The organism is Methanoregula sp., from assembly GCF_049686655.1.
Classification (GTDB): Archaea; Halobacteriota; Methanomicrobia; order Methanomicrobiales; family Methanospirillaceae; genus Methanoregula.
The window spans coordinates 1-7,286 of the sequence record NZ_JBAVIG010000029.1 but is presented as its reverse complement, the minus strand read 5'-3'; the positions used below and the strand labels follow the sequence as shown (position 1 = coordinate 7,286).

General features: G+C 50.7%; 7 protein-coding genes and 1 tRNA gene. 3 read left to right on the top strand and 5 right to left on the bottom strand.

Annotated elements, in window-relative coordinates; all coding sequences use genetic code 11:
- The first annotated feature begins 145 nt into the window (after nucleotides 1-145).
- On the top strand, nucleotides 146-916 hold the full coding sequence (locus tag WBL42_RS03880) for a zinc-ribbon domain-containing protein (RefSeq protein ID WP_424719950.1): 771 nt from the start codon (nucleotides 146-148) through the stop codon (nucleotides 914-916).
- Between the two features lie 27 nt (nucleotides 917-943).
- On the opposite strand, the gene WBL42_RS03875 is transcribed toward WBL42_RS03880, so the two are convergent.
- The 4 genes from WBL42_RS03875 to WBL42_RS03860 form a co-directional block, all read right to left on the bottom strand.
- Complete coding sequence (locus WBL42_RS03875; RefSeq protein WP_424719949.1) at nucleotides 944-1,198, bottom strand: type II toxin-antitoxin system RelE family toxin; 255 nt, start codon at nucleotides 1,196-1,198, stop codon at nucleotides 944-946.
- Complete coding sequence (locus tag WBL42_RS03870; protein WP_424719948.1) at nucleotides 1,195-1,344, bottom strand: hypothetical protein; 150 nt, start codon at nucleotides 1,342-1,344, stop codon at nucleotides 1,195-1,197. The genes WBL42_RS03875 and WBL42_RS03870 overlap by 4 nt, the downstream gene beginning before the upstream one ends.
- A gap of 289 nt (nucleotides 1,345-1,633) precedes the next feature.
- Nucleotides 1,634-1,707: transfer RNA gene (locus WBL42_RS03865), tRNA-Thr, on the bottom strand.
- Nucleotides 1,708-2,424: 717 nt separating this feature from the next.
- Complete coding sequence (locus WBL42_RS03860; protein ID WP_424719947.1) at nucleotides 2,425-3,459, bottom strand: mechanosensitive ion channel family protein; 1,035 nt, start codon at nucleotides 3,457-3,459, stop codon at nucleotides 2,425-2,427.
- A gap of 46 nt (nucleotides 3,460-3,505) precedes the next feature.
- Between WBL42_RS03860 and hypD the strand changes: the two genes are divergently transcribed.
- On the top strand, nucleotides 3,506-4,534 hold the full coding sequence (gene hypD / locus WBL42_RS03855; protein ID WP_424719946.1) for a hydrogenase formation protein HypD: 1,029 nt from the start codon (nucleotides 3,506-3,508) through the stop codon (nucleotides 4,532-4,534).
- Between the two features lie 155 nt (nucleotides 4,535-4,689).
- Here hypD and WBL42_RS03850 read toward each other — a convergent pair whose 3' ends face one another.
- A complete protein-coding gene (locus WBL42_RS03850; protein ID WP_424719945.1) occupies nucleotides 4,690-6,141 on the bottom strand; it encodes a hypothetical protein in 1,452 nt (483 codons plus the stop codon).
- Between the two features lie 477 nt (nucleotides 6,142-6,618).
- On the opposite strand from WBL42_RS03850, the gene WBL42_RS03845 reads away from it, so the two are divergent.
- The coding region (locus WBL42_RS03845) for a glycosyltransferase family 2 protein (protein WP_424719944.1) at nucleotides 6,619-7,286 on the top strand (668 nt) is incomplete at its 3' end.

Below are 7,286 nucleotides of genomic sequence, written 5' to 3'. Positions count from 1 at the left end.
TGTTATCTCAGAATCGGCCCTGTTTCATTGTCCCATTCAAAGGTTAATAAATTCAAAATATCATTTTTCAATCGATAAATAAAACAATATACTTATCGTTTAAATCGAACATTAATGATTATGGCAGTTAACGGGGTAAATTCAGATGGCGAAATTCTGTCCTGAATGCGGAAGTCCACTCATTGAATCATCGAAATTCTGTACTAATTGCGGTGCGAAAATCCCTGTAATATCGACTGACGAGCGAACTTCGGTTGCACAATCAGAAACAGCACAACAACCAACTCATCCTTCATGGTATATCCCCCCAGTTACAAAAGAATCAGCGACTAATCAAATACCTGAACAACAAGGAACTAAAAGTACCCCTAAAAAGAGGTCTCTCCTTGAATGGATTGCCATATGTTGTGGTGGGGCAATACTTCTTGTCATTGTCGCAGCTTTTATCGCTGGAATGTACCAAGGTGTATCATCTACTCCCCCCTCATCCCAGATAACAGGTGATAAAACGACCGATCTAAATATGGGAGACTCCGTTACTCTTAATTATAACGGAGAGCAGGAATCGGTCACTATCACTGATTTTAATCAAACAAGTGGTGATGTTGGAATAACGACAAAAAATGTAGGTGATAAAGCAATCACCGAATATGGCGACATTTATGTTGTTGATTGGGGTGGAGTCAGACATGACGTAGATCCATTATCAGAGCTCGCGGGACGAGTAGCCCCCATTGGGCCCGTGTACAGAGGTAAATGGGGGAACGATAGTTTTTATCCGGGTGATTCCTTTTCTGGGAAATATAACATTTATCAGTATCTCTATGAGATGGTGGGAGAAGCGTTGAACGGCAAACTAACTTTATATTACACATTGGGAGATCAGACCGCATCTTGGATCATTAAACCAGCATAAAACTTGGATATCATCGAAGAGGGAAGATCACCGATTATATACGTTCTTTCTCGGTCCCACTTTTAGAACAGAAATTATCAGATTTACATCATCAATTTTAAGGATGACACGATGGGGCCCGACACGCTGATGGTACCAAGGGTAGCCTTCGCAGTGTTCCGCAGTGCGGTACGGATCATCCTCTAGGGATTTTACTTTATCAAAAATTCTCTGCGCGATGGGTTTAGATAGTTTACCCAAATTCTTTTTTGCGGGTTCGGTCCAAGAGATGGAATACTTCATTGGAGCCCAAGCATAGCCCTTACTTCTTCGTGGGTATAAACCCGCCCCTGCCGGATATCTTCTTCAGCTTCGGCAATGTCCTTAAGGTCCTGCTCATCCAGATACGCATCGGGATTGTGGCATTTCCGCTTGATAAGCTCGGGCATGATACAATAACTATACCCGGGCAGATTTAAAAACCTTTTACTTCTTACAAATTCTCCAAGTTTTTTAAAATTTGAAAATCTTAAAGAATTTGAAAGTAAGAAGAAACCCCTATCATCAGAGTCTCTTTGAATACTAAATAGCCATGCGGGAAACCAACTGTTCTGATATTTGTTCACACTCGGGCCCGAGATGGATCATTCAACGGAATTAATAGAGAAGGTCAGCCATGCGTTTCTGTGTGCGGATCGTCTCGTTGGTGGGGAAATGGTTGATAGAAGTGAGAATGAGAGCCTACCCCGAGATTTGAACTCGGGACCTCTTCCTTACCAAGGAAGTACTCTACCGGGCTGAGTCAGGTAGGCGCTTGTATCTGTTTCTTTTTCCGGCTTTTTTAGTTTTTCTATGTGTGAGGAGACGGTCATTTTTGTGTCGTCCTTACCAAGGAGGCACACTGCCGGGCTGTGTCACACAGGCTGTTCTCACAATCCAGGACCAGGTCTTCTGCCCGGGTCTTCTCCCCAGAGAGCTCCTGATACAGGTTGCCTAACAACGTTGTGATTGATTCTTATAAAACATTGCGGAGGGGCATGGGGGGATACTGTCATTTTTCTGGCAGGGAAAAATACATTCCGTCGGGAATATCCGGAAGATCCCTGTGCACGGCAGATCACAAGCGCACATTTCCCGCTGGCACCGGATATTGCATGAGTCCGTAATCATGGAGAACCTTCCGGACCTGTGAAGAAAAACGCGAGGACGTTATTCCTTCGGCCTGTTGAAATCCTTAACCGGTTATGTAAAACCCTGATTCCGTGGATCAAAGTTCCATGTGAATTCGAATCAGAGTTTCATGAGAAGGTTCTGACTTTTGTGAACATTCCCACCCCCTACGGGAGTCGCCCGGGCGCCTCGGTTTGGCCCTCGCTGGGCGAGAAGGTTGATCGAAAACCATTTATCACGGAAGGGAGGTCAAGGGGTGCTCCCCCTGGGCTGCCCCCCCACTGGGGGAGAGAGGGGGTCACACTCATAACTACCACAGCGGACTCCCGAACCCTCATAGATCGAGGATTTCAACACAGTCATTCCTTTTTCATCCGCACTTCCATCTGCGGGAAGGGAATCCCGATACCTTCTGCTGCGAAACGGGCTGCAATGCGCTGGTTGATCGCATCCTTTACTTCATCGGGGAGATTGTACTTCTTTGCCCAGACATACAGGATAAATTTCAGGCCGGAATCGCCAAATTCCTGGAAAAATGCTGTCGGGGCCGGCTCTTCCAGCAGGTAACCGGTATTCTTTATTGCATCCCCGGCAATCTCAAGGAGAACCTGTTTTACCCTCGCAGGATCCGTGCCATACGCGACACTGACAGGGATGGTAATACGGATCTTTACATCCGGTTCCGAATAATTGACAATGTAACTGGACGTGACCTTGTTGTTCGGGATCGTGACGATCTGGTAATCAAGGGTCCTGAGCCGGGTGCTCCGCGGGCCGATGTTGGTGACATCGCCGTAAAAAGTATCGATCTTCACCCGGTCCCCGACTTTGAACGGCTTGTCCACCGTGATGATGGCGCCCCCGAAGAAGTTGGAGATGATATCCTGCGCAGCGAGGGCAAAAGCCAGGCCGGCGATACCTGCACCTGCCAGGAACGGGGTGATATCGATCTTCAGGTTGACAAGGATCAGCATGATCCCGGCAAACCAGATGATGTACCGGGCGGCAAGTTCCAGGAATTCAACAAGCCGGTCATCCCAGTCACCTTCGGTCTGTTCTGCGAGTGCGTGACCATATATCGAAATGATATCGTGGACAAGGCTTGCAATGATCCAGGTCCCGATCAGGGTATAGATCGAGTTGAGGATCTTATCGGAGATGATCCATGCATACTGGCCGGGAACAACACCCGGGAATTTCAGTGCAATGTACACCGAGACCGCGATGATCCCGACCTGTACCGGCGTACCGATGGCGGCGACGATGATGTCATCCCATTTCGTCTCGGTAGTCTCGGCAAATTTCTCCAGCCAGCGGACGACAACCCGGGCTGCACCGGCGATGAGAAGCCCGGCGATGATTGTCACAATGGCAAACAGCAGATCGTCATCCATATACGTACTCTTATGTGATTTGCGCAGTAAATACTTTTGAGATTTTATGGCGACGGGAAAAGAGATGGCAGATAAGCTGCATGAGCTTGTGGATCGTGACATGACCTTCATGCACATCTGCGGTACCCACGAAGCAGCAATCGCCAGGACCGGCCTGCGCAGCCTGCTGCCCGGACAGCTCAAAATTGTGATGGGGCCCGGTTGCCCGGTCTGCATTACGCCGCAGGGGGAGATCGATGCCGCGCTGGACCTCGTATCAAAGGACTGCATCATCGCCACGTACGGCGACCTGCTCCGGGTACCGGGTTCAAAAGGCTCGCTCGAGTCCTGTGGCGGGGATATCCGGGTTGTGCAGGGGGTGCACAAGGCAGTTGAGATCGCAGAGAAGACCGACAAGGAAGTGGTTTTCATATCTGTGGGTTTTGAGACCACTGCCCCGACCGTTGCGGCAAGTATCCTCACGCACCCTCCGGAGAATTTCTCCATCCTTTCCTGTCACCGCGTTGTCCCTCCGGCAATGAAATGGCTGCTTGAGCAGGGCGAGGCAAAACTGCATGGCTTCATGCTCCCGGGCCATGTCTGCGCCATCATGGGATACGAGGAGTACGAACAGTTCCCGGTGCCCCAGGTCGTTGCCGGGTTCGAGGCCGAAGATATCCTTCTCGGTCTCCTGATGCTTGTCCGACAGGTGAAGGAAGGGACGCACCGGGTTGACAACGCTTATCCCCGCGTTGTCAGCCGCGAAGGGAATGACAAGGCAAAAAGGATCATGTACGAGGTCTTCGAGCCATCCGATGTGGAATGGCGCGGGTTCCCGGTCATCCCCGGTTCCGGCCTCCGGTTAAAAAAAGAGTTCGAACAGTACGATGCCCAGAAGAAGTTTGGCATTGTTTACAAACATGTCAGCAAGCACTCTGCCTGTATCTGCGACAGGGTACTGAGGGGGATCGCGCAGCCGTCTGACTGCAAGCTCTTCGGCAAGGTCTGCTCCCCGCGGACACCGGTGGGGCCATGCATGGTCAGCCACGAAGGCGCCTGTAAGATATGGCATATGTACCAGGCAAAAAAAGCCTGACAACACTCTGTTGCTTTTTTTTACCGGGATCCATAACCGGATGAAACGAGGGTAATGAAAACCAGAGGTCACCAGCTGCTGGAAAAAACACTTACCGGATATCCCGGCTGAAACGGTACCTGGCAAACCAGGGAAAAAATGAATTGAACTGCTGGTTACTGCTTCTTTCTCGAGACACAATACCCGACAAATCCTACAACAGCGATCACAACAAAGCCGGGGAGGCCGGGACTACGGGTTGGTACCGGGGGTGCATTCAGGGTGTTTACCGGTGTAACAACCGATGCGGGTGTAACCGATGAGCCTGCCGGAGCGGATGGTGTGTTCTGGCTGGCGGTAACCTGCGGTGAGGCCGATGCGGATTCACTCGTTATTGTATAGAACAGTGCATACGTACTGAAGTGGGTGACGTGGGCAGTGACCGCGTGGGTGACCGGATCGACTGTTGTGGGAATTCCGATCCAGGTTTTTGCCGAGGTATCATAGAACTGGATGGTCATGGCCGCAGTATCGCCATTGACCTTGGTAAGGGCGTCAGCCCACTGTTGCGGTGTGAGGGAGAACGATATCGTTGCGCTACCCCCGGTAAACTGTGCACCCGAAGGCTCGCATTCTACGGAGAGTCCGGAGAAGGAGAAGACTCCCCCCTGCGTGGCAGCTGCTGCCGGGACGGCGGTCGGATCGAGCGGGGTGACTGATACCGTATCTACCGGTTGCCCGGCGCTTGTGAGGACGGTTGTACCGGTAGTGATATCTACAGACGATGAGAACCCTGCTGCCGGATCGGTCTGGACAGAGTAATCGTTGAGTACCTTCCCGCCGGTATCATGCTGGATGGTTACGGATGTTGCTGAGATCCCCGGTGGTGCGAGGAGCGACTGGCCACCCTGCGGGGCAAGGAGACCACCTGTTGCACCCCCGGTCCCTCCGCCACCGCCGCCAGAGTAACTGGGAGCCTGGGTTGGCGCGGGTGTCGGGGTCGGACCTGGTGGTGCCGCGATCGTAAACGTCTCAGAAAGGACGGTGTTTGGCCCATCCATGACTTGGACGGCAAGATGCCCGGAAGTGACCTCCGGTACCGTGAAGCTGAGCGTAGACGGGTTGGTACCGGCATCTGAAACAGGTCCGGAAACCTGATAATCAATACCGATCGTTGAACCCGATTTTGTCCCGCTTATGGACACATCATACGTATCCTTTTTGATATTACTTGCACTGGTTATCGGTGACGGGCCGGTCAGCAGCAGCTGCGAATGATCGCTGTCCCGCGTCACCGTGAGCGTAGCCGGTCCGGTGATCCCGGTTGTTGCAAGCGATGTCGATGCAAGGCCGTTGGCAAATCCAAACGGCATGTTGACACTGTTCAGCGAGACCGAATTGCCAGCAGTATTCAGGTCGGTTGAAGTGATCCGGTAGCTAAACTGGTCATTGACAGCAAGTCCGCTGATCTGTATACTGATTGTATTGCCGTTATGCAGGGCAGTATTCGTGTCAGCAGGTGAGACCAGCGTTGCGGTGAATGCCGAAACTGCCGGAATTGTGGCCAGACAGAGAAGTGTTACAAGTACGATCCCGAAGAACACGTCTCGTTTTCCTGTTTTGTACATCTTTAATCAATCCCCCTCAGTAGTACGTTCTCAATTCATTTCCTACCTCATAAATCTTCTGATCGATATGTATGATTTTTGTATAAAAACAAACAATTAATAAACCTTTGTTTAGTGTCCTGGTCGCAGAATGGAGTTATTTTTTATAACCCGTGAGAAAAATGGTAGGAAACCAGATTTTTTTTAAAAAAAATTATTTGAAAATAACCTGCCTGTCCTTAAGAATGTATCATAGATACTATTTAATAAATATTTGAATATGAAATTTTTCCCGGGAAAAAAATTCCCATGAAAATTCAGGACTCATCCGGCAGGCGACATTCCGGAGAGGTTTTACCTGCACTATCCGCCGCGAATTTCCTTGTCTGAATATTAACAATGAAAAGATTAAATGGTATAGTGTGTGAAGTATCTTCATTGGATATAAATAACAATTCATGAAATTTCCCTAGTATCCACGGTAATTTACGAATATCCATGAGCGACGATACGCCATCAGATCCACGGCCCGGTGAGGGAAAACAGGACCGCCAGGTCCGGCCACAGGATCCTGTGATAATCCCGGAGCCCCGGCTGGCTGTTGTGATCCCGACCCAGAACAATGAACTGTCTATCGGAAGTCTCGTACTCCTTGCGCGACAACATACTTCGTATGTTATTGTCGTGGATGACGGCTCCCGTGACAATACCGTAACCATTGCCGAACATGCCGGTGCAGTCGTGCTCAATGCCGGGGCCTATGGCGGAGGCAGGGTATATTCGATCCTTGCAGGCTGCAGGCGTGCCCTGGGATACGGGTGCACAGCAGCTGTCATTATCGACAGCACCGGCAACCACCTTACGCGGGACATCCCGCGGCTTGCCGGGCCCGTGCTTTCCGGGGAAGCTGATCTCGTCATCGGATCACGGTATATCAAGGGAAGAAAGGGGATTCCCCCGTACCGGTTCGATGACGGGAAGGTGTCCTGTGAATTGCCGGAAAAGAGTAGGGAGTTCCACAGTACCGATCCGGACTCCGTATTCCGGGCGGTCAGTGTAAAAGCAATAACCCTGCTCGACCTCCTGCCCGACAGCGACCAGTTCGAATCCATGATGGTCACCCTCTTCTCCCGGCGCAATCTTGCGATTAAGGAGATCCCCATTAC